We start from the raw sequence: 22048 nt of genomic DNA, 5'->3' as shown, positions 1-22048 counted from the left end.
GACGTGTCAGCGCTCCAGTGCGCTGTGCATCCGCCCGACCCGGTCCTTCCGCTCGGCCCGCAGCGACAGCGCCGTCTCCAGATCGACCGCGACGAACCGGGTGCGGGTGCGCGGCGCCGACTGGGCGACGACGTCGAGGTCACCGGAGATCACCGTCGCCACCATCATGTAGCCGCCGCCGGACACCGCGTCGCGGTGCAGCACGATCGGCTCGACCCCGCCCGGGACCTGGATGGATCCGATCGGGTACGGCGAGTCGACGATGTTCGACGGGTCCTGGCCCGCCCCGAACGGTGGCTCCCGGTCGACGGTCTCCAGCTCGCCGCCGGTGTAGCGGAACCCGATCCGGTCCGCGACCGGGGTCAGCGTCCAGGTGGTGTCGAGGAAGGTGGCGCGGCCGCGGTCGGTCAGCCGGTGGTCGTAGAGCCCCATCACGACCCGGACCTCGACGTCCTTGGCGAGCGACGGCCGCAGGTCCTCGGGCACCACGAGCCCCGCGCGGCCGGTACCGGTCCCGACGGGCAGGACGTCACCCTCGGCCAGCGGCCGGCCGTCGAGCCCACCCAGGGCGCCGAGGGCGTAGGTGGCGCGGCTGCCGAGCTTCTCGGGCACGTCGATCCCGCCGGACACCGCCAGGTAGGCGCGTGCGCCGGCCTTGAGGTAATCGAAGGCCAGCACGTCGCCCTCGGCGACGTCGAAGGACTCCCACACCGGACGGGCTTCGCCGTTGACCTTCGGGGCGATCGTCGCGCCGGCCACCGCGACCGTCGCCGGCCCGGTGAACGCCAGCTCCGGGCCCATGTAGACGATCTCCAGGGCGGCGGCGCCGTCCGGGTTCCCGACGAGGGCGTTGGCGCAGGTCAGCGAGTACTGGTCCAGCGCGCCCGACGGCGGGATGCCCAGGTGGTAGTAGCCGGAGCGGCCACCGTCCTGCACGGTGGTCGACAGACCGGGCTTGCGGACCTCGATGCGTGTCACGCGAGCACCTCCAGCAGGCGCTTGTTGTAGCCGTCGGGGTCGTCGAGGAAGGGCTGCAGGTCGAACGCGACCGGGCGGGCGGTGATCCGGTACTCCCCCGCCTGGGCCTGCGCCTCCAGCTGGTCGTACTCGTCGCGGTCGATCCCTCGGAACTTGACCATGTCCCCGGGCCGCATGAAGACCATGTGCTCGGCGAAGTCCGGCTTGGTCTGGGTCGGGTCGTAGATCGGGGCCGGGGTGATCCCGAACATCTGGTACCCACCGGCCCCTCGCACCGAGTAGATGCAGGAGAAACAGCCGCCGTAACCGACCGTCTGCTTCGGGGTGTCGGTCCGCGGACGCAGGTACTTCGGCACGATGATCTGCCGCTCACGGGGCACCATCTGGTACTTGAACGGCAACCCCGCCACGAACCCGACCATCGAGGTGAACCACGGCGAGCCCGAGTGCGCGGCGATGAACTCCTCCACACCCGAGTAGCCGTTGATCCGGGCCGCGTACTCGATGTCGGTGGCCTCCGGGTCCTGGTGACGGTCCCGGAACCGCAGCAGCGTCTCGGTCGTCCACGGATCCTGGTAGAGCACCGGGATCTCCACGACCCGGCAGTCCAGGGTCACCCCGAGCGCGTCGCCGACCCGGGCCTCCAGCTCCTTCAGCTGGGCGAGCAGCGCGTGCGGGTCGAGCACGTCGGGGTCGTAGCGCACCTGGTAGGAGGCGTTCGCCGGACAGATCTCCAGGATCCCCTCCGGTCGCTCCTCGCGGAGCAGGTTCGTGATGGCGACGGCCTTGAAGTTGGCCTGCAGACTCATGTCCTCGGCCAGCTCGACGAACACGAACTCGTCACCGCCCCAGCTGTAGCGGGCGCTCATGAGGTCCCCTTCCCTTCGGCCAGCCACTGTTCGAGGGTCCCGGTGTGGAAGTCGGCGGCGGCGACCCACGGCTCACCCGCCAGGGTGCGGAGCAGCCCGGCGGTGGTCGGGATCCCGGCGACGGAGAACTCGTCGAGCGCGCGCCGGGACCGGGCCAGCGCCTCGGTCCGGTCGGCTCCCCACACGACGACCTTCGCCAGCAGCGAGTCGTAGTACGGCGGGACGGTCCCGTCGGGCTCCAGCCAGGTGTCGCAGCGCACCCACGGCCCGGACGGCAGCGTGACCCGCCCGACGCCGCCGGGTTGGGGCAGGAAGTCCCGCTCCGGGTCCTCCGCGCAGACCCGGAACTCGATGGCGTGCCCGCGCCGTTCGACGGCGTCCTGGGTGAACCGCAGCGGCTCCCCCGTGGCGACGCGCAGCTGCTCGGCGACCAGGTCGATGCCGGTGACGAGCTCGGTGGTGGGGTGCTCGACCTGGATGCGGGTGTTCATCTCGATGAAGAAGAACTCGCCCGTGCGGTCGTCGACGAGGAACTCCACGGTGCCGGCCGAGGTGTAGCCGACCTCGCGGCACAGGGCGACCGCCGCGGCTGTCATGGCGTCCCGGGTCGCCTCGGTGATGCCGGGCGACACGGCCTCCTCGACGACCTTCTGCCTGCGGCGCTGCAGCGAGCACTCCCGCTCGAACAGGTGGACGGCGTCCCGGCCGTCGCCGAGGACCTGCACCTCGACGTGCCGGGCGCGCTCGACGAACCGCTCCAGGTACATGGTGCCGTCGCCGAACGCCTTCTCCGCCTCGGTCGAGGCCTGCCCGAAGGCGGTGCGCAGCGGGTCGGCGTCGGCGACGACCCGGATGCCCCGGCCCCCGCCGCCGGCGGCGGCCTTGAGCATCACCGGGTAGCCGACCTCCTCGGCGGCGGCGACCGCGGCGTCGGCGTCGTCGACCCCGCCGGGGGTGCCGGGCACGGTCGGGACCCCTGCGGCGCGGGCGACCTCCCGGGCGGCGACCTTGTCACCCATCCGCTCGATCGTCGCCGCGTCCGGGCCGACGAAGGTCAGGCCCGCACCGGCGACGGCGGCGGCGAACGACGCCCGCTCGGACAGGAACCCGTAGCCGGGGTGGACCGCGTCCGCGCCGGTCTCCTTCGCCGCGGCGAGGATCGCGTCGGCCACCAGGTAGGACTTCGACGCGGGCGAGGGCCCGATCGCGACGGCGGTGTCGGCCAGGCGCACGTGCAGGGCGTCGGCGTCGGCCTTGGAGTGCACGGCGACGGTGCCGATGCCCAGGTCCCGGGCTGCCCGGATGATCCGGACGGCGATCTCGCCGCGGTTCGCGACGAGCAGCCTCATGCGGTCTCCACCACCGCCACGGGCTGGCCGGCGTCCACCTCGTCCTCGTCGCCGACCAGGAACTCGACGACGGTGCCGGTGGCGCCCGCCGGGATCTGGTGGAAGGACTTCATGACCTCGACCAGGCCGATCGCCTGGTCGTCGGTGACGGCGGCGCCGTCCTCGGCGAACGGCGGGCTGCCGGGGTCGGGGCGGCGGTAGAACACGCCGGGGATCGGGGAGACGACCTCGTGTCGGGGCACTGCGGGTACTCCTACTCAGCTGCTCAGGTGGGGTTTCAACGCGTCGTGCACGGCACGGGCGAGCTCGACGGCGTTCGGGGTGTCGGAGTGCACGCAGACCGAGTCCGCGCGCACGGTGAGCTCCTTGCCGTTCTCCGAGGTCGCCTTCCCCTCGGTGACCGCGCGCAGGGCGCGTTCCGCGGAACGCACCGGGTCGAACGCCTCGTGCTCCCGGGTGATGATCAGCGAGCCGTCGTCGCGGTAGTCGAGGTCGGCGTAGTACTCGGCGACGAAGCCGGCCGGCCGGTCGCCCCACACCTGCTCGTGCGCGGTGCCGACCATGCCGACGAGCGGGGCGCCGAAGACGTCGGCGGCGTCGGCGATCGCGGCGGCCACCTCCGGGTCGCGGGCCGACATGCCGTAGAGCGAGCCGTGCACCTTGACGTGGTTGAGCTCCATGTCGTGGGCACGCAGGAAACCCGCCAGCGCACCGATCTGGTACACGACGCCCGCGGTCAGCTCCTCGCGGTCGAGCCTCATCTCACGGCGGCCGAAGCCCTCCCGGTCGGGCAGCGACGGGTGCGCCCCGACCTTCACCCCGTGCCGCTTGGCCAGCGCGACGGTGCGGGTCATGACCCGCGGGTCGGAGGCGTGGAAGCCGCAGGCCACGTTGGCGACGGTCACCCAGGGCATCAGGCCCTCGTCGTCGCCGCAGTGGTAGATCGAGTACGACTCGCCCATGTCGCAGTTGATGTCCACCATGTGCCGGTCTCCCTCCCCTGGTCTCAGGCAGTGTGACCGGAGGCCTGCGTGATCGCCCGCCAGACGGCCTGCGGTGTCGCGGGCATGTCCACGTGGGTCACCCCGAGGTGGGCGACGGCGTCGATCACCGCGTTCACCACGGCGGGCGAGGACCCGATCGCGCCGGACTCGCCGATCCCCTTGACCCCCATCGGGTTCGTCGGCGACGGGGTGACCAGCTGCTCCAGCTCCACGTGCGGCAGGTCGGTCGCGGCGGGCACGGCGTAGGACGCCAGGTTGGCCGCCGTCGGGTTGCCGGCGTCGTCGAAGGTGGCGTGCTCGTAGAGGGCCTGCCCGATGCCCTGGGCGATGCCGCCGTGCAGCTGACCCTCGACGATCGTGGGGTTCACCACGACCCCGCAGTCGTCGACGGCGACGTAGCGGCGGATCCGGGTGAACCCGGTCTCGGTGTCGACCTCGGTGACGCAGACGTGGGTCCCGAACGGCCAGGTGAAGTTCGGCGGGTCGAAGGCCGAGTCCGCGGTCAGGTTCGGCTCCATGCCCTCGGGCAGGTCGTTGGCCAGCGACGCGGCGCCCGCGACCTCCTGGATGGTCACCGACGGCCCGGCCGTGCCCGCGACCGAGAACCGGCCCCCGGTGAACTCGAGGTCGGCCTCGTCGGCCTCCAGCAGGTGCGCGGCGATCTGCATCGCCTTGTCCAGGACCTTGCCGGCGGCCAGGTGCACCGCGGTGCCGCCGACGGCGAGGCTGCGCGAGCCGTAGGTGTCGCGGCCGAACGGGGCGACGAGGGTGTCGCCGTGCAGGACCTCGACGTCGTCGGGGTGCACGCCGAGGCGGTCGGCGACGATCTGGGACCAGGCCGTCTCGTGGCCCTGGCCGTGCGGGGAGGTGCCGGTGACGACCTCGACCTTGCCGCTGGTCGTCATGCGGACCGTCGCCTGCTCCCAGCCGCCGGACTGCAGCCGGACCCCGGCCGCGACCTTCGACGGCGACAGCCCGCCGGACTCGGTGAAGTTGCCGAAGCCGATCCCGATCTGCACCGGGTCGCCGGACTCGCGGCGGCGGGCCTGCTCGGCGCGCAGGGCGTCGTAGCCGACCAGCTCCATCGCCCGGCGCATGCAGGTCTCGTAGTCCCCGGAGTCGTACTGCACGCCGGAGGGGACGGTGCGCGGCTCGAGGAACTTCGGGTGCAGGTTGCGCAGCCGCACCTCGGCGGCGTCCATGCCGAGCTCGCGGGCGAGGTCGTCCATGATCCGCTCGTGGCCGTAGGCGGCCTCGGAGCGGCCGGCACCGCGGTAGGCGTCGGTCGGGGTGAGGTTGGTGAACACGCCCTTCGCGGTGAAGGAGTAGTGCCCGAAGTCGTAGAGGCCGCAGAAGGTGAACGCGCCGAACACGGCGATGCCCGGGGTGAGCAGCTGCAGGTAGGCGCCCATGTCGGCGAGCAGCTCGACCTTCATCCCGAGGATCTTGCCGTCGCGGGTGGCGGCGACCGAGACGTCCTGGATCTGGCCGCGGCCGTGCGTGGTGGCCTGGTGGTGCTCCGAGCGGGTCTCGGTCCACTTCACCGGGGCGCGCAGCCGGCGGGCGAGCACGAGGGCGAGGAACTCCTCGGCGTAGACGTTGAGCTTGGCGCCGAAGCCGCCGCCGACGTCCGGGGCGACGACCCGGATGCGGGTGTCGGGGATGCCGGTGACCGCGGCGAGGATGTCGCGGACGAAGTGCGGTACCTGGGTGGCGGTGTAGACGGTGAACCCGGCGCCGACCTGGTCCGGCACGCAGACCACCGCGCGCGGCTCCATCGGCGAGGGGATCACGCGCTGCTGCAGGTAGCGGCCGGACACGACGACCTCGGCGTCGGCGAACGCGGCGTCGACGTCGCCGGTGGCCAGCGGCCAGGTGTAGCAGTGGTTGGTGCCCATCTCCTCGTGGACGACGGGGGCGCCGTCGGCGAGGGCCTCGGCCATGTCGACCACGGCGGGCAGCTCGGCGTACTCGACGTCGACGAGGTCCGCTCCGTCGCGGGCGGCCGCGGCGCTGGTGGCGAGCACGACCGCGACGCCGTCGCCGACGTGGTTGACCTCGTCGCGGGCGAGCGGGCGGTGGTCCGGGATACGGATGTCCTCGGTGACCGGCCAGCCGCACGGGATGCCGGCGAGGAACTCGTCGTCGACGTCGGCGGCGGTGAGCACCGCGCGGACCCCGGGGACGGCGGCCGCGGCGGCGGTGTCGATCGCGACGATCCGGGCGTGCGGCAGCGGGCTGCGCACGACGACCATGTGCAGGGTCCCGGGTGGCGCGATGTCGTCGGTCCAGGTGGCCCGGCCGGTGAGCAGCGCCTGGTCCTCCTTGCGCTGCATGCGGGCCCCCACCCACGGTGCCGCAGCGGTACCCGTCTCCTGCGTGGCGGTCACAGCGCTCCTTCCGACGACGACTGCGGTCCGTGCGGGACATCGTGATCGGGAACACCCGCACGCGGTAGTGTCCGAACCGTCCAGTTCCAGGTCCGCGACACACCGTTCCGGCAGGGGTTTCGATGGCGCTGACGCTGCGCACGCTGTGCGCGAGCCGCACTCTCGGACTGCGTCTCGTGTGTCCGTCCGCGGATCAGGATCGGGCGCTCACATGGGTGCATTCGAGCGAACTGTCCGATCCGACGCCCTACCTCGACGGCGACGAGCTGCTGCTGACCACCGGCCTCGGACCCGCCCCCGACCCGGCCGGCTACGTGGCACGGCTCGTCGCGCACGGGCTCGCCGGGCTCGGGTTCGGCTGCGGGCTGGGGCACGACGACCTGCTCCCCGCGCTGCGCGAGGCGTGCGAGCGGGCCGGGCTGGCGCTGCTGGAGGTCCCCGAGCGCACCCCGTTCCTGGCGCTGACCAAGGCCGTCGCCGAGGCGCGCGCCGCCGACCGCTACGCCGAGGTGGTCCGCACCGACGAGGCGCAGCGGGCGCTCACCTCGGCCGCCCTGGGCGAGGACGACCCGGACACCGGCACCGCCCGGGTGCTGGACCGGCTCACCGAACGCCTCGACGCCTGGGCGCTGATCTCCGAGGCCGACGGCCGGGTCCGCCGGTCCGCGCCCGCCGGTGCGGCCGGGCGGGCGGTGCTGCTGCGGTCGGAGATCGACCGGGTGCGCGAGCACCCCGGGCCGTCCAGCGTGACCGTCGCCGCCGGGGACGGGCAGGTCGTGCTCCAGCCGGTACGGCTGATCGGGCCCGCGGTGCTCGTCGTCGGGCGGGACCGGCGTTTCACCCCGGTCGACCGGCAGCTCATCGGGTCGGCGGTGTCGGTGCTGACCCTGGCCCACGCCCGGAGCGCCGCGGCGGGGCGGGCCGAGCGCCGGGTGCGGACCGCGGTGCTCCGCGCGCTGGCCACGCTGCCCGGCCGCGGGGCCGAGGACGTGCTCGCCGAGACCTGGGGTCCGCTGCCCGCGGGGGACCTGGTCGCCGTCGCGCTGGGCGGGCGGGCCACCGGTGCGCCGCCGGACGTGCTGCTCGACGCCCTGGAACGCGATCCCGGGGTCGCCTTCCACGCCGAGCTCGACGGACAGGTGGCGGCGGTCGTCGGCGCGGGGTCGGTGCCCGCGGTGCTCGACGTCGCCGGGCGGGTGCGCGGGGTCCGGGCCGGGGTGTCCACCCCGGCACCGGTCGGTGACCTGGGCCGGGCGCTGCGCGAGGCGGGTCGGGCGCTCGACGCCGCCGAACGCCGCGACCGGACGGTGCTGCGCTTCGCCGACCTCGCCGGCAGCGGGCTCGCCGCGCTGGTGCGCCCCGAGGACGCGGGCGCCTTCGCGGACGCGGTGCTGGCCCCGCTGGTCCGGCACGACGCCGAGCGGCGCGGCGACCTGGTCGCGTCACTGCGGGAGTGGCTGGCCCAGCACGGGCAGTGGGACCCGGCCGCGTCCCGGCTCGGGGTGCACCGCCACACCCTGCGGGCCCGCATCACCCGGGCCGCGGCACTGCTGGGGCGCGATCTCGACTCCCCCGGCGTCCGGGCCGAGCTGTGGTTCGCCCTGCACGTCGCCGACACCGCCTGAGTCGCCGAGCTGCCGGGGCACGCCCCGGGGACAGCGCTCCCACCGACCGGGCCGCGGCCTACCGGGCCTCGACCGACCCCACCGTGGCCTGCGGCGGCGCCGGGTCGGCGGAGCACACCGGGCCGGGGCGCGGCACGAACCTCCCACCACTGCCGCCGGGCGGGGTGACCCGCAGCCCGCGCGCCTGCTCCGGGACGCAGTCGGCCTCCGGGTACGAGGCGGTCGCCCGCACCCGCAGCGCCGCCGTCGCGGCGGCGCCCGGAGCCAGCCGTACCCGCGCCCGGGGCCCGTCGATCGCGGCCCGTGGTCCGACCCGGGTCCCTTCGTTGCCCGCCACGAACGCCACCCCCGGGTAGCCGTCGAGCACGCACGCGCCGTCGCCGGTGTTGCGGAACACCAGGTAGGAGACCTCGGCCGGGCCGTCGGTGCGGGGCGCGGTGGCGGACACGTCGAGGGTGTCACCGGTGCACGGCCCGGCCGGGCCGTCGTCGGCCGGGTCGGCCACGGTGCTCGCCGGGACCGGGGTGGCCGGGGCGGGAGTTGCGGGGGCCGGGATGGCCGGGGCGGCGGGTGACGAGGTGGCCGGGTCGAGGACGGGCCCGGCGGCGCCGCAGCCCGCGAGCAGGAGCAGCAGGGCGACACCCACCCCGGCCTCGCGCGGGCCCACGTCCATCCTCCGTTCCGACGCAGGTCGCTGCGCCGATCGGCGCCATTGTGGCGTGATCGTGCCCCTCACGGGGCGGCGGGTAGGGTCCTGTGCATCCACAACGAGATGCTCCGCCGGTGACCCCATGACCCCGTGGCAGCTGGTCACACTCCTCGGTGCCGGCGTCGCGGCCGGCCTCATCGGCTCGGTCGCCGGGCTCGCCTCGCTGTTCTCCTACCCCGCGCTGCTCGCCGTCGGGCTGCCGCCGACGACGGCGAACGTCACCAACACCGTCTGCATGCTGTTCCAGGGGGCCGGAGCGGTCGCCGGGTCCCGCCCGGAGCTGCGGGGCGCCGGGCCGCAGCTGCGGCGCTGGCTCGGCCCGGCGGTGCTCGGCGGCGCGGCCGGGGCCGGGCTGCTGCTGCTCACCCCCGCCGGCGGCTTCGAGCGGATCGTGCCGTTCCTCGTCGCGGCCGCGGCCCTGCTCCTCCTGCGCCCGCCCGCGGCCGGCGAGCCCCGTCCGCCCGGGCCGGGCGTCGCGCTGGCGGTCTTCGGGGTCGCCGTCTACGCCGGGTACTTCGGCGCCGCGGCCGGGGTGATGATGCTGGCGCTCACGCTCTCGCTGCCGGGCGCGACCCTGCTGCGGGCCAACGCGCTGAAGAACGTGCTGACCTGGGCCGCGAATACGGTCGCCGCGGTCGGTTTCGCGGTGTTCGGCGACGTCGCGTGGGCGGCGGTGCCCCCGCTGGCGCTGGGCCTGCTCGTCGGCGGGCGGCTCGGCCCGGTCGTCGCCCGCAGGCTGCCCGCCCGGTTCGTGCGGATCGCGATCGCGGTCGCCGGACTCGGCCTGGCGGTGCGGCTGTTCGTCCAGGCCTGGCTCTGAGCGGCCCGGCGCGGCCCGAGCGGACGGCGGTCAGCCGCGGCGGTACTCCAGCATCGCGGTGACCGGGCCGTCGGTGCGGTGCCCGTGGCGACGCAGCCAGCCGTCGAGCTTGGCCTGCACCGTGGGCAGGTCCGGGCGCCGGTGCGGCTCGGTGCGCATCGCCTGCTTGAGCAGCGTCAGGTGCGCCGTGCGGGTCGGCAGGTGGGTGAGCTTGGCCCCGGCGGCGGCCGCCCGCAGCCCGGCGACGGCGTCGGCGGACTCCCCGCGCGGCGGGTGCCCGCTCAGCGCGAACGACACCGCCGCGGCGAGCTGCCAGGCGTCGGAGGCGGGCGAGGCGGGCTTGCCGGCCGCGGCCTCCGGCGCCAGGTAGTCCGGGGTGCCCAGGACGTAGCCGGTCTGGGTCAGCGTGGAGTCACCCTGCTTGCGCGCGATCCCGAAGTCGATCAGGTGCGGGTGCCCCTGCGGGTCGACGACGATGTTGCCCGGCTTGATGTCGCGGTGCAGCACCCCGGCGCGGTGCGCGGTGTGCAGCGCCCCGGCGATGCCGGTCCAGATGCGGGCTGCGGAGATGTCGTCGACCGGGCCCTGCTCGCCGACGAGCTGGCCCAGGGACATCCCGTCGACGTACTGCATGACGATGACCAGGCCGTCCATGCCCTGCAGGCCCGGGTCGGAGGAGGCGTGCAGCAGGTCGTGGATCTGCACGCAGCAGGGGTGGCGCAGCGCCCCGAGCGCGGCGGCCTCGCGGCGGATGCGCTCCTCGGTCTCGGGGTCAGCGGCATGCGCGGACTTGACCGCGACGGTGTGGCCGAGCTTCGCGTCGTGGGCCAGCCAGACCCCGCCGAAGCCACCGGCACCGAGGCGGCGCAGCAGCCGGAACCGGGGCGCACGGGGCGGCCCGCCCGGCACCGGCGCGACGAGCGTGGGCCGGCGCGGCGGACCCGCCGGGGGCCGTCCCGCGCCGGAGACGGGGCCACGGGCCGCTCCCGACACCGGGCCGCGCAGCGGTCCCGCCGCCGGGTGGGCGGCCGGTCCGGTGAACGGCGGCGGTCCGGCGGGCGGGCGTCCGGCCGGGCCGGGCGCGTAGGCCACGGGGGGCGGTGCGCCGTAGCCGGCCGGCGGACGGGGGGCGGCGGCGAACCCGACGTAGGGGGCGGACTGCTCGACCGACGACGGCACGCGGGCGCCGCCGGTCCCGGGGCTGCCCGGGTTCTCGCGGGCGGAGAAGCGCTGGGCGAGGCGCTCGGCGACGCTGGGCGTCGCGGCGGCGCCGGACTGCGCGGCGAGCCCGTCGCCCCCGGCACGGCCGGCCCGGGACGACCCGGTTCCGATGCGGCCCGCCGCGGACGGCTCGGCACGTCGGGCCGGCACGTCGCGCCCGGCGCGGATCCGCTCGATCCTCGCCCGCGACGGCACCGGGAACAGCGGGACGACCAGCACCCCGACCAGGCTGGCGGCGAGGACGCCGACCCACAGGTGCTCGGCGGTGCCCGCCGGGACCCCGCCGGTCAGCACGATCAGCGAGAACAGCGGGAGCCAGAAGAACTTGGCGGGCCAGCGCGGCCCGCGACGCAGTGCGGTGCGTGCCTGGACCGCGACCAGGACCGTCGCGAGCAGCGGCACGACACCGAGCAGGGCGACGGAGGTGACCGAGGTGACGACGTCACCGCCGATGGACCCGGCCACGGTGCCCCGGCCCAGGTAGCTGCTCTGCGTCCCGACGACACTGCAGGTCTCGACCCGGATCGACGACGTCGCCGACTGGCTCAGGCCGGGCACGGCCGGCACGCCCGCGGTCGCGCGGCTGAACACCCCGCCCGCTCCGACGAACACGGCCAGCGGGAGCAGACCCGCCGCCAGCACCCCGATCCCGGCCAGCAGCACGGACTCGGCCGAGCCGTAGCCCGAGGAGGAGCCGGAGCCGATCCCGCGACGCAGCAGCGCGACCAGCACCGCGCCCGCGGTGGGCAGCAGCCCGGTGAGCACGCCGAGCGCGGTGACCGACCAGGCCCAGTCCCCCGGGCACACGTCCGGCACGCCGAGCCCGCGGATGCCGTCCAGCACTCCGGCGACGAGCGCCACCAGCGCGTCCACGCCCGTCCTCACCCCCGAAGTCGCTCCGGGTGCGGCCACCCGGACTGCCCACTATCGCATCACCCGGGCGGGGCCCGGCGGAGCAGCGGGTGCCCGGGTGCGTCCGGGGCGGGTGGAGCGGGTCAGCGCACGAAGAGGTCCAGGTCGGTGTTGAACCGGTCGAGCAGCTCGGCGAGGGAGTCGCGGTCGTGGGTCGGCCAGTGCGCGATGACCTCGCGCAGCGGGGCCAGGCGGGCCTCGCGGACCTGCTCGCGGGCCGCAAGTCCGGCCGGGGTGAGGGTGACGCTGACCGAGCGGGGGTCGCGCTCGTGCGGGGAGACGTCGACCAGGCCGGCCCGCGACAGCCGGGACACCTGACGGCTGGCGGTGGGCTTGGAGACCCCCAGCTTGCCGGTGAGCGCGGTCAGCGAGAGGGGGCCCTCATCGTCGAGGAGCATGAGCACCGGGTAGGTGTAGCGGTCCACGGCGTCGTTCGTGCCGTACCCGTGGGACCACACCGACTCCATGGTGCGGCGGACCAGCAGCGTGATCTGCTTCTCCAGCGAGTGCAGCGGGTCCTGCGTCGCCGTGGCGACGCCGCCGGTCGCCACGGTGGCGTCGTCGTCAATCGGGCCAATCGGACGTTCGGTCATGTTTCGCATGCTACACACGTTGCGGGCCGCAACATTGACGATCGCAATCACGTAAGCGGATCGAAAGGTTCGTGCGCCTTCACGCAACGGTGCTGCTCCGAACGGGTGTGATCGGCGACGCGCGTCGCCGAAACCGTGGGACGAACCACCCAGCACCGGACAGAGCCCGCACCGTGTGTTTCCTCCGTGTTGCGTTCCGCAATCATTAGCGTTGCAATCGATCCACCGGACGACGTGGTCCGGGCACGAGATCGAGGAGGCGCTCAACCGTGTGCGGAATCTGCGGCTGGATCGACTACCGACACGACCTGGGGGCGGACGAGCACGCCCGCACCCTCGCGGCGATGAACGACACGATGTCCTGCCGCGGACCGGACCAGCAGGGGGTGTGGGCCCAGGGCCCCGCGGCGCTGTGCCACCGCAGGCTCGCGGTCATCGACATCGAGGGCGGCCGCCAGCCGATGACCCTCGACGAGGGCGGGGCACCCGCCCTGCACATGGTCTACTCCGGGGAGACCTACAACTTCCGTGAGCTGCGCGAGCAGCTCGCCGCGGCGGGGCACCGGTTCCGTACCTCCAGCGACACCGAGGTCGTGCTGCGGGCGCACCGCGAGTGGGGCGCGAAGGACCCGCGTGAGGTCGCCCGGCGGCTCAACGGCATGTTCGCCTACGCCCTGTGGGACTCCGGCACGAGCGAGCTGGTGCTGGTGCGCGACCGGCTGGGCATCAAGCCGCTCTACTACTACCCCACCCCGCACGGGGTGCTGTTCGGCTCCGAGCCCAAGGCGATCCTGGCCAACCCCGAGGCCGAGCGGGTGGTCGACGCCGAGGGGCTGCGCCGAGCGCTGGCGTTCGTCTCCGACATGTCCAACGCGGTGTTCCGCGGCATGCGCGAGGTCCCGCCCGGCTGCGTCGTCCGGGTCTCCCGCGACGGCGGGATCCGCGAGGAGCGCTACTGGCAGCTCACCGACACCGGGCACACCGACGACGTCGACACCACCGTGCACCACGTCCGCGAGCTGCTGGAGGACACCGCGCAGCGCCAGCTCTACGCCGACGTGCCGCTCTGCACCCTGCTGTCGGGCGGTCTGGACTCCTCGGCGCTCACCGCGCTGGCCGCGAAGCACGTCGAGGGCACCGTCCGGTCGTTCGCGGTGGACTTCGTGGGCTACGCCGACAACTTCGTCGCCGACGACGCCCGCAGTACCCCGGACACCCCCTACGTGCACGAGGTCGCCGAGTACGTCGGCACATCCCACCGCGACATCGTGCTGCGCACCGAGGACATGATGGACCCCGCCGTGCGCCGGGCCACGGTGCACGCCCGCGACCTGCCGGCCGGCATCGGCGACATGGACTCCTCGCTCTACCTGCTCTTCTCCGCGATCCGCAAGGAGTCGACGGTCGCGCTGTCCGGGGAGTCCGCCGACGAGGTCTTCGGCGGGTACCGCGACTTCCACGACCCGGAGACCGTCGCCGCGGACACCTTCCCGTGGCTCGCCGGGCGGATGATGAACCACGACCCCGCCGACCCCGGTCTGTTCGACGGCGCGCTGTGGGCCAAGCTCGACGTGCCCGGCTACGTCGAGGAGCAGTACCGGACGGCACTGTCCGAGGTGCCCGAGCTGACCGGCCCGGCCGCCGACGACCCGCACGAGCGGCGGATGCGCGAGATCTGCTACCTGTACCTGACCCGCTGGCTGCCGGTGCTGCTCGACCGCAAGGACCGGATGAGCATGGCGGTCGGGCTCGAGGTGCGGGTGCCGTTCTGCGACCACCGCCTCGTCGAGTACGTCTTCGGCACCCCGTGGGCGCACAAGACCTTCGACGGCCGCGAGAAGTCGCTGCTGCGGCACGCCACCTCCGACCTGCTGCCGGAGTCTGTGGTGCAGCGGGTCAAGAGCCCGTACCCCTCCACCCAGGACGACGGCTACGAGAAGTCGCTGCGCGAGCAGGTCGCCGAGATCCTCTCCCGCGGCGACGACGCCCCCGTCGCGCCGCTGGTGGACCGCGCGGCCGTCCGGCGACGGCTCGACGCCGGCGGCGGGCACGAGGCCAACTCGATGGGCCGCCGGATGCAGCTGGAGCGGATCATCGACCTCAACACCTGGATCGGCGACTACGACGTGCAGCTCTCGCTGTAGCCCCGTGGCGGGTTCGCCCCGTGGGTGGTTGTGTGGGTACCGACCCGCACGACCACCCACGAGGTGAGGCCACATGGGACTGACCCGCACCGACGGCCCGCTGTCGTCCTCCGCGCCGACGACGGTGAACTACGCGATCGAGGGCCCGCCGCACAAGCTGCTGATGCACCCGTTCCCGAGGCGGGTGCGGGCGGAGTTCGCCGGGCGCACCGTGCTCGACACCCGTGGCGGGTTCCTGCTGCACGAGTCGAACCTGCTGCCCGTGCTCTACGTCCCCGAGGCCGATCTCGACCAGGACGTGCTGGTCGCGACCGACCACACCACGCACTGCCCGTTCAAGGGCGACGCGTCCTACCGCTCGCTGGTCGTCGGCGACCGCACCGCGGAGAACGCGGTCTGGCACTACCCGGAGCCCGTCGCGGCCGCGCCCTGGCTGCGCGGGCTCGCCGCGCTGTACTGGAACGCCGCCGACGCCTGGTACGACGAGGACGAGCAGGTCTTCGCGCACCTCACCGATCCCTACACCCGGGTCGACGTCCGTCCGACCCACCGCGAGGTCGTCGTCACCCACGTCGCGACCGACGGGGTGGAGACGGTCCTGGCCCGCTCGCGACGCCCGTGGGTGCTGTCGGAGACCGGGCTGCCGAACCGCTGGTACCTCCCCGCCGCCGACCTCGCCGTCCCGACCTCGCCGAGCGACCTCCGGACGCGCTGCCCCTACAAGGGCGAGGCGCACTACGAGCACGCCGACCTGCCCGGCGGGACCCGGCTGGCCGACGTGTTCTGGCACTACCCCGACCCGCTGCCCGAGTCCTCCCGGGTCGCGGGGCTGCGCGCCGTCGCGGGCGGCAGCCGCGACGACGGCTCCCGGGTCGTGGTCACCGTCGACGGCGCCGAGACCTGAGCCCGGCCGGGGCGGCCGTCACCACGGGCGGCTCCACCGGGGCGGTGCCGGTCGGTCGGCCCACCGGGGCAGTCCCGGTCGGTCGTCGCACCAGGGTGCGGGCCGGTCAGTCGTCGGCGACAAGCAGGGCCTCCAGCGCGGGCAGCGCGGCCTCCAGCGCGGCGCGCTGAGCGGCGTCGAGCCGGTCGAGCCGGCGCGCGACCAGGGCGGTGCGCTGGCTGCGGATCTCGCGCAGCCGGGCCAGCCCGTCGGCGGAGACCGAGACGAGCACGCCGCGGGCGTCTCCCGGGTCCGCGGCACGCTCGACCATGCCCTGCTCGTCCAGCGCGGAGAGCACCCGCGACATCGTCGGTGCGGTCACACCCTCACGGCGGGCCAGCTCCGACAGGCGCAGCGGGCCGTGCTGCTCGACGGTGACCAGGGTCGACAGCTGCAACGGCGGCAGCGACTCGGAGCCGTCGATGCGGATCCGGCGGTTCAGCCGTCCCACCGCCAGTCGCAGCCGGGAGGCCACCTCGTCGTCGCTCGTCTCGAAACGGCCGGTCACCACGGTGCCACCGGACTCGCCGCCCGATCCCTCACTCATCGCCCCATTCTGCCAAAGAAGTGCTGAGCAATGGCATCGGCCCTCGGCGGCCGCGGCGTCGCGGCAGGGCCGTGGCAAGGTCGTGGCAAGGTCGCGGGGATGGAGATCCCCGACCCCGTCGCGCTCGCCGGCTCGCTGATCGCCCTCGACACCCGGGGCGGCGGCGAGCGCGCGGCCGCCGACGCCCTCGCGGGCCTGCTCGACGACGGCGGATTCACCGTACGGACCGAGCCCGACCCGGCCGACCCGGCACGGGCGAACCTGGTGGCCCGCCGCGGCGACGGCCGCCCACCCGTCACCCTCACCGGGCACCTCGACACCGTCCCCGCCGACCCGGCCGGCTGGTCGTTCGACCCGCATGCCGGTGACGTCGTCGACGGGCGGCTGCGCGGGCGCGGCAGCACCGACATGAAGGCCGGGGTGGCCGCGCTCGTCGTCGCGGCACTGCGCAGCACCCCGGCGACCCCGCTGCAGCTGGTGTTCACCTTCGGCGAGGAGACCGGCGGCGACGGCGCCCGGCTGCTCACCGGCCTGGAGCCGTCGCCACTGCTGGTGGTGGCCGAGCCGACCGCGAACCGGGTGCTGCACGGCCACAAGGGCGTGCTGTGGCTGCGGCTGGTGCAGCACGGGGTGAGCGCCCACGGGTCGCGCCCGGAGCTGGGCGACAACGCACTCGTCGCGCTCGGGCGGGTGGCCGCTGCGCTGCACGACCACACCTGGCCCGTCAGCGCGACGCACGGCGCCGCCACCGCCAACCCCGGGACGCTGCACGCCGGACTGCAGCCCAACCTGGTGCCCGACCGCGCCGAGCTGGAGGTCGACCTGCGTCTGGTGCCCGGCCTCGACGCCGCCGCGGCCCGCGACGAGGTGGCCACGGTCGCCCGCGCCGCGCTCACCGGGACACCCCACCGCGGCGTCCCGCACGTCGAGGTGCGCCTGGACCTGCCCGCCGTCGGCACCGATCCGGCCGACCCGCGGGCCAGGGCGGCCGCCACCGCGCTCGGCCACGACGGACCGGCGGCGTTCGCGTCCTACTTCACCGACGCGTCGGTGCTGGTCCCCGCGCTCGGGGACCCGGCGGTGCTGGTGTACGGGCCCGGCGACCCCGAGCTGGCCCACGTCACCGACGAGACCTGCTCCGCGGCCCGGGTCGACGAGGCGGCCGAGGCCCTCACCACGGCCCTGGTCAGAGCTTGCGCAGCCGCACCCGCGTGACGTCGTGGTTCGGGCCCTTGGTCAGCACCGCGCTGGCCCGCGAGCGGGTGGGCAGCACGTTCTGTTCCAGGTTGGGCTGGTTGATCGTCGCCCAGATGTGCTCGGCCCGTGCCACGGCCGCGTCGTGGTCGAGCTCGGCGTAGCGGCGGAAGAACGACTGCGGGTCCCGGAACGCGGTCTGGCGCAGCCGCAGGAAACGCTCCACGTACCAGCGGCGCACGTCGGCGGTGGCGGCGTCGACGTAGACGGAGAAGTCGATGAAGTCCGACACGGTCAGCGCGCCCGCGACCGCGGGCTGGAGCACGTTGAGCCCCTCGACGATGAGGATGTCGGGGCTGCGGACGACGAGCTGCTCGTCGGGGACGATGTCGTAGACCAGGTGCGAGTAGACCGGGGCGGTGACCTCGGGGCGGCCGCCCTTGATCTCGGAGACGAACCGCAGCAGCTTGCGGCGGTCGTAGGACTCCGGGAAGCCCTTGCGCTCCATCAGCCCGCGGGCCTGCAGCTCGGCGTTGGGGTAGAGGAACCCGTCGGTGGTGACCAGCTGCACGTCGGGGTGCTCCGGGGAGCGGGCGAGCAGCAGGCGCAGCAGCCGCGCGGTGGTCGACTTCCCGACCGCGACCGAGCCCGCGATCCCGATCACGAACGGGGTCCGGGCCCCGCCCGAGCCGAGGAAGCGCCGGTAGGCCCGGTAGAGCCGACCGCCCTCCTCGACGTGCAGGTTCAGCAGCCGCGACAGCGGCAGGTAGACCTCGCGGACCTCGTCGAGGTCGACGAAGTCGCCGTAGCTGCGCAGCTGGTCGAGCTCCTGGGCCGACAGCGGCACCGTCGTCGACGACGCGAGCTGCGACCAGGAGCGGCGGTCGAAGTCGACGAACGGTGAGGCGCTCCCCCGGGCCAGGCCCGAGCTGCGCCGGCCGCCGTACTGCGGGTGCGTCGCGGCCGCGGGGGACGCGCGCTCCGACGGGGGCGTCGGCTGCGGTGCGCTCACCGGTGCGCTGCGGTCGGGGCCCCGCTCACCGGCACCCGACCGCCGTCCGGGGAGCCCGGTGGCGCGGGGGACGGTGCGGAGGGCGACGTCGCCGTGGTCATGGCTGACCAACCTAGACCCCGGTCACGGCCGGGATCACCGTCGGGACGCCGTGACGTCACTCGCAGCTGCCCGACTCGCAGCTCCCGGCGCGCGGTCCCGGCGCGGCCGCCGTATCGTCGTGCACCGTTTCTCCCCGATGGAGGCCATGAGCTCCGTGTCCGTCCTGCTCTCCGTCCTCGGGCTGCTCGCGGTCGCCGCGCTCACCCTGGGAACCGCCGTGTCCGTCGCCTCGGAGTTCTCGCTCACCGCGCTCGAACGCAGCCGCATCGACGCCGCCGTCGCCCGCCGGGACGACCGCCGCACCCGCGCGGTGCAGCGGGCGCACGCCGGGCTGTCGTTCCAGCTGTCGGGCTGCCAGCTCGGGATCACCGCCACCACCCTGGCCACCGGTTACATCGCCGAGCCCGCCGTCGCCGAGCTGATCCGGCCGGTCCTGGAGGCCGTCGGTCTGCCGGCCGGGATCGCCTCGGGCACCGCGACCGTGCTGTCGCTGGTCCTGGCGACGGTGCTGTCGATGGTGTTCGGCGAGCTGGTCCCGAAGAACCTCGCGATCGCCCACCCGATGGAGGTGGCGCGCTCGGTGGTGTGGCTGCAGGCCGGGTTCGCCTCGGCGTTCCGCTGGCTCATCACCGGTCTGAACAGTGCGGCCAACGCCATCGTGCGCCGGCTCGGCATCGAACCGGCCGAGGAGCTGCGCTCGGCCCGCTCACCCGGTGAGCTGAGCTCGCTGGTGCGGGCCAGCGCCGAGAGCGGCAGCATCGACCCGGGCACCGCGGTGCTGCTGGAGCGCTCGCTGCGCTTCACCGACCGCGTCGCCGAGGATCTGATGACCCCGCGGGTGCGGGTGGAGACCATCGACGCCACCGACACCGTCACCGACCTGGTCGCGCTGGCCCGCCGCTCCGGGTTCTCCCGGTTCCCGGTCGTGGACGGCGACCCGGACGTCCCGCTGGGCCTGGTGCACGTCAAGCAGGCGTTCTCGGTGCCGCCGGCCCGCCGCGCCGGCACCGCCGTGCGGGACCTGGCCCGGCCGGTCGAGACGGTGCCGTCGTCGCTGGACGGCGACGAACTCATGACCCGGCTGCGGGCGGCGGGACTGCAGACCGCCGTCGTCGTCGACGAGTACGGCGGCACCGCCGGTCTGGTGACCATGGAGGACCTGGTGGAGGAGATCCTCGGCGACGTCCGCGACGAGCACGACCGCGGCGAGCAGAACCGGGTGCGCCGCCTCGGCGACGGGGTCTGGGCGCTGTCCGGCCTGATGCGCGACGACGAGGTGGACGAGGTGACCGGGTTCCGCATGCCGCACGGGGGCTACGAGACCCTCGCCGGGCTGGTCGTGGCCCGGCTGGGCCGGATCCCCGACGTCGGCGACACCGTCGAGGTCGACGGGTGGACGCTGGAGGTCCTGCGCCGCGACCGCAACCGGGTCGCCGAGATCCGTGTGCAGCGCAGCGCCGACCGCACCGCCGGGCACGGGACGGTGCCGGCGTGAACGACCTGCTCGCACTGCTCGCCGCCGTCGCCCTGCTCGGGGTGAACGCCTTCTTCGTCGCCGCGGAGTTCGCGCTGATCTCCGGCCGCAAGGACCGCCTGGAGGCCATGGCCGACGCCGGCTCCGCCGGGGCGCAGCGGGTCCTCGACGCCTCGCACGACCTGTCCCGGATGCTCGCGGCCTCCCAGCTGGGCATCACCATCGCGTCGCTGCTGCTCGGCCGGCTCGGCGAGCCGGCCGTGGCGCACCTCATCGACGGACCGCTCGAGGCGGTCGGGGTGCCGGAGTCGTTCGCCTACCCGGTCGCGTTCGCGGTGTCGCTGATGATCGTCGTCGTCGCGCACATGATGCTCGGCGAGATGGTGCCGAAGAACATCTCGATCGCGGGACCGGAGCGCGCGGCGATCCTGCTGGTCCCCCCGTTCCTGGTGTGGACCCGGGTCACCCGCCCGTTCATCGACCTGTTCAACGCGATGGCCAACGCCACCCTGCGCCTGGTCGGGGTGACCCCGCGCGACGAGCTGGAGACCGCGTTCACCACCGGCGAGCTCGCCGAGATGCTCGGCGACTCGCGCCGTGAGGGCCTGCTCGACGACTCGGAGAGCTCGCGGATCGAGCGGACCCTGTCCTCGGCGGAGGCGACCGTCTCCGACGTCGTCGTCGCACTGGAGGACCTGGTGTGCCTCGACGCCGGCCCCGGCGGGACGACGACGGTCTCCGCGCTCACCGAGGCCGTCGAGCGGACCGGGTACTCACGGTTCCCGATCCGCGGCGCACAGGGCAGGCTGACCGGGTACCTGCACGTCAAGGACGTGCTGGATCTCGCCGACGCCGAGTCCGCGACGATCCCACCGCAGCGCGTCCGCAGCCTGCCGTCGGTCCCGGCCTCGGCCCGCCTCGACGAGGCGCTCGCCACGCTGCGGGCCGCCCGGGCACACCTGGCCCGCGCCGTCGACGAGCACGACACCACCGTCGGCGTGGTCACCATGGAGGACCTCACCGAGGCGTTCGTGGGCAGCGTCCGCGACGCCACCCACGCCCCCGGCACCCCGGCCTGACCCGCGCGCGTCGTACCGTCGGACACCGTGCCGCCCCCGTCCGTGCCGACCTCAGCCCGGCCTACCCCGCCTGTGTCGACCGCGTCCGGGCCGACCCCGAGCGTCTGCGCCCCGACCGCCACCGTGCCCGTCCTCGACGGCGCGACCTGGCGGGCACGGGCGGCGGCCCACCGCGAGCGGGTCGCGGCCTGGACCGGTCCGCACCGGGAGCGGCGACGGCGCGGCGAGCCGCACCCGGTGTGGGACTTCCTGTTCACCTACTACTCCCACCGCCCCGCCCAGCTGGAGCGCTGGGACCCGGGCCCCGGCGTCGCGCTCGCCGACGCCGCGGAACTCGCCGACCGCCCCGGCCACGTCACCCGGCCCGACGGCACGGTCCTGTTCGACCCCGCGGCGGCCCCGCAGCGGCTGCGGACGACCGCGGCGTTCGTGCACCGGCTGCTGGTCGCGACCCGGTCCCGGCCGCCCCGGCTGGGCTGCTTCGGCCTGCACGAGTGGGCGATGGTCTACCGCACCGACGACGTCCGGCACCGGGACACGGTGCCGCTGCGTCTCGGGCGGGCGGGCACCGACGCCGTCGTCGAGTCGGCGCGGATCAGCTGCACCCACTACGACGCCTACCGGTTCTTCACCGACGCCGCGGCCCCGCGCAATGAGCTCGTGCCCACCCGCGAGCGGCAGGTCGAGATGGAGCAGCCGGGCTGTCTGCACGCGACGATGGACCTCTACAAGTGGGCCTACAAGCTCGCCCCGGCGGTGCCGTCGGAGATTGTCGCCGACTGCTTCGCCCTCGCCGCGGACGTCCGCGAGCTGGACATGCGCGCCTCCCCCTACGACCTGTCCGGCCACGGGTTCGACCCGGTGCGGATCGAGACACCCGCCGGACGCGCCGAGTACGCCCGCGCCCAGGCCGGGTTCAGCGAGCGCGCCGCGCCGCTGCGCGACGCGCTGGCCGACCTCGCGGGCCGGCTCGCCGGGACACCCGACCACCCGGCCGGCCACCCCGCCGAGGGCCCCCTCGGCGGCCCGCACACGGACGACGGGGCCGCCGGGACGGTGCCCGGCGGCCCCGCGACCGCGTAG

General features: G+C 74.6%; 19 protein-coding genes. 8 read left to right on the top strand and 11 right to left on the bottom strand.

From position 1 onward, the window contains the following. Positions 1-6 precede the first annotated feature (6 nt). Genes Ae717Ps2_RS12895 through Ae717Ps2_RS12870 form a run of 6 tightly spaced genes read right to left on the bottom strand, consistent with a single transcriptional unit; the run spans position 7 to position 6590 of the window. A complete protein-coding gene (locus Ae717Ps2_RS12895) occupies positions 7-978 on the bottom strand; it encodes a biotin-dependent carboxyltransferase family protein (protein ID WP_075306370.1) in 972 nt (323 codons plus the stop codon). Beyond that, positions 975-1847, bottom strand: a complete 873-nt coding sequence (locus Ae717Ps2_RS12890; RefSeq protein ID WP_075306372.1) for an allophanate hydrolase subunit 1 — start codon at positions 1845-1847, stop codon at positions 975-977. The genes Ae717Ps2_RS12895 and Ae717Ps2_RS12890 overlap by 4 nt, the downstream gene beginning before the upstream one ends. Then, a complete protein-coding gene (locus tag Ae717Ps2_RS12885; protein WP_075306373.1) occupies positions 1844-3196 on the bottom strand; it encodes an acetyl-CoA carboxylase biotin carboxylase subunit in 1353 nt (450 codons plus the stop codon). Before Ae717Ps2_RS12885 ends, Ae717Ps2_RS12890 begins: the two co-directional genes overlap by 4 nt. Further along, positions 3193-3438 carry an acetyl-CoA carboxylase gene (locus tag Ae717Ps2_RS12880; RefSeq protein ID WP_020625095.1) on the bottom strand — a complete coding sequence of 82 codons (246 nt, stop codon included), beginning with the start codon at positions 3436-3438 and terminating at the stop codon, positions 3193-3195. The genes Ae717Ps2_RS12885 and Ae717Ps2_RS12880 overlap by 4 nt, the downstream gene beginning before the upstream one ends. Before the next feature lie 15 nt (positions 3439-3453). Next, on the bottom strand, positions 3454-4179 hold the full coding sequence (pxpA, locus tag Ae717Ps2_RS12875; protein ID WP_075306375.1) for a 5-oxoprolinase subunit PxpA: 726 nt from the start codon (positions 4177-4179) through the stop codon (positions 3454-3456). 23 nt (positions 4180-4202) lie between these two features. Next, the gene (locus tag Ae717Ps2_RS12870; protein ID WP_075333433.1) at positions 4203-6590 is read right to left on the bottom strand and encodes a xanthine dehydrogenase family protein molybdopterin-binding subunit; all 2388 of its coding nucleotides are present in this window, start codon (positions 6588-6590) and stop codon (positions 4203-4205) included. 122 nt (positions 6591-6712) lie between these two features. Here Ae717Ps2_RS12870 and Ae717Ps2_RS12865 point away from each other — a divergent pair, with 122 nt between their 5' ends. Further along, the gene (locus Ae717Ps2_RS12865) at positions 6713-8215 is read left to right on the top strand and encodes a PucR family transcriptional regulator (protein ID WP_075306379.1); all 1503 of its coding nucleotides are present in this window, start codon (positions 6713-6715) and stop codon (positions 8213-8215) included. A gap of 58 nt (positions 8216-8273) precedes the next feature. Here Ae717Ps2_RS12865 and Ae717Ps2_RS12860 read toward each other — a convergent pair whose 3' ends face one another. Beyond that, positions 8274-8882 (bottom strand): DUF4232 domain-containing protein, encoded by a 609-nt coding sequence (locus tag Ae717Ps2_RS12860; RefSeq protein WP_175581800.1) that lies wholly within the window; start codon positions 8880-8882, stop codon positions 8274-8276. 124 nt (positions 8883-9006) lie between these two features. Here Ae717Ps2_RS12860 and Ae717Ps2_RS12855 point away from each other — a divergent pair, with 124 nt between their 5' ends. After that, on the top strand, positions 9007-9744 hold the full coding sequence (locus Ae717Ps2_RS12855) for a sulfite exporter TauE/SafE family protein (RefSeq protein ID WP_075306381.1): 738 nt from the start codon (positions 9007-9009) through the stop codon (positions 9742-9744). A gap of 30 nt (positions 9745-9774) precedes the next feature. Here the strand turns inward: Ae717Ps2_RS12855 and Ae717Ps2_RS12850 are convergent, their stop codons facing one another. Together Ae717Ps2_RS12850 and Ae717Ps2_RS12845 are read right to left on the bottom strand one after the other, a co-directional pair. Further along, entirely contained in the window at positions 9775-11838 is a 2064-nt protein-coding gene (locus Ae717Ps2_RS12850; RefSeq protein ID WP_075333432.1) for a serine/threonine-protein kinase, read from the bottom strand. A gap of 122 nt (positions 11839-11960) precedes the next feature. After that, positions 11961-12470, bottom strand: a complete 510-nt coding sequence (locus Ae717Ps2_RS12845; protein ID WP_075333431.1) for a MarR family winged helix-turn-helix transcriptional regulator — start codon at positions 12468-12470, stop codon at positions 11961-11963. 269 nt (positions 12471-12739) lie between these two features. On the opposite strand from Ae717Ps2_RS12845, the gene asnB reads away from it, so the two are divergent. Both asnB and Ae717Ps2_RS12835 read left to right on the top strand, forming a co-directional pair. Beyond that, positions 12740-14614 (top strand): asparagine synthase (glutamine-hydrolyzing), encoded by a 1875-nt coding sequence (gene asnB / locus Ae717Ps2_RS12840; protein WP_075306385.1) that lies wholly within the window; start codon positions 12740-12742, stop codon positions 14612-14614. Between the two features lie 73 nt (positions 14615-14687). Continuing rightward, entirely contained in the window at positions 14688-15518 is an 831-nt protein-coding gene (locus tag Ae717Ps2_RS12835) for a DUF427 domain-containing protein (RefSeq protein ID WP_075333430.1), read from the top strand. 106 nt (positions 15519-15624) lie between these two features. Here Ae717Ps2_RS12835 and Ae717Ps2_RS12830 read toward each other — a convergent pair whose 3' ends face one another. Beyond that, entirely contained in the window at positions 15625-16104 is a 480-nt protein-coding gene (locus Ae717Ps2_RS12830) for a MarR family winged helix-turn-helix transcriptional regulator (protein WP_063718673.1), read from the bottom strand. 99 nt (positions 16105-16203) lie between these two features. Here Ae717Ps2_RS12830 and Ae717Ps2_RS12825 point away from each other — a divergent pair, with 99 nt between their 5' ends. Then, a complete protein-coding gene (locus Ae717Ps2_RS12825; RefSeq protein WP_075306388.1) occupies positions 16204-17319 on the top strand; it encodes a M20/M25/M40 family metallo-hydrolase in 1116 nt (371 codons plus the stop codon). Here Ae717Ps2_RS12825 and coaA read toward each other — a convergent pair. Further along, positions 17291-18220: a type I pantothenate kinase gene (coaA, locus tag Ae717Ps2_RS12820; protein WP_075311794.1), complete on the bottom strand. Its 930-nt coding sequence runs from the start codon at positions 18218-18220 to the stop codon at positions 17291-17293. The two genes, Ae717Ps2_RS12825 and coaA, sit on opposite strands and share 29 nt — an antisense overlap. 337 nt (positions 18221-18557) lie before the next feature. On the opposite strand from coaA, the gene Ae717Ps2_RS12815 reads away from it, so the two are divergent. The 3 genes from Ae717Ps2_RS12815 (at position 18558) to Ae717Ps2_RS12805 (ending at position 22048) form a co-directional block, all read left to right on the top strand. Next, positions 18558-19907: a hemolysin family protein gene (locus Ae717Ps2_RS12815; protein WP_075334256.1), complete on the top strand. Its 1350-nt coding sequence runs from the start codon at positions 18558-18560 to the stop codon at positions 19905-19907. Next, positions 19904-20965 (top strand): hemolysin family protein, encoded by a 1062-nt coding sequence (locus Ae717Ps2_RS12810; RefSeq protein WP_075306390.1) that lies wholly within the window; start codon positions 19904-19906, stop codon positions 20963-20965. Before Ae717Ps2_RS12815 ends, Ae717Ps2_RS12810 begins: the two co-directional genes overlap by 4 nt. Before the next feature lie 72 nt (positions 20966-21037). After that, on the top strand, positions 21038-22048 hold the full coding sequence (locus Ae717Ps2_RS12805) for a 3-methyladenine DNA glycosylase (protein ID WP_369804836.1): 1011 nt from the start codon (positions 21038-21040) through the stop codon (positions 22046-22048).

Source organism: Pseudonocardia sp. Ae717_Ps2, assembly GCF_001932475.1.
In the GTDB taxonomy this organism is placed as follows: Bacteria; Actinomycetota; Actinomycetes; order Mycobacteriales; family Pseudonocardiaceae; genus Pseudonocardia.
Note: the sequence above shows the minus strand (reverse complement) of the source record. Positions and strands in the feature narration are given on the sequence as shown.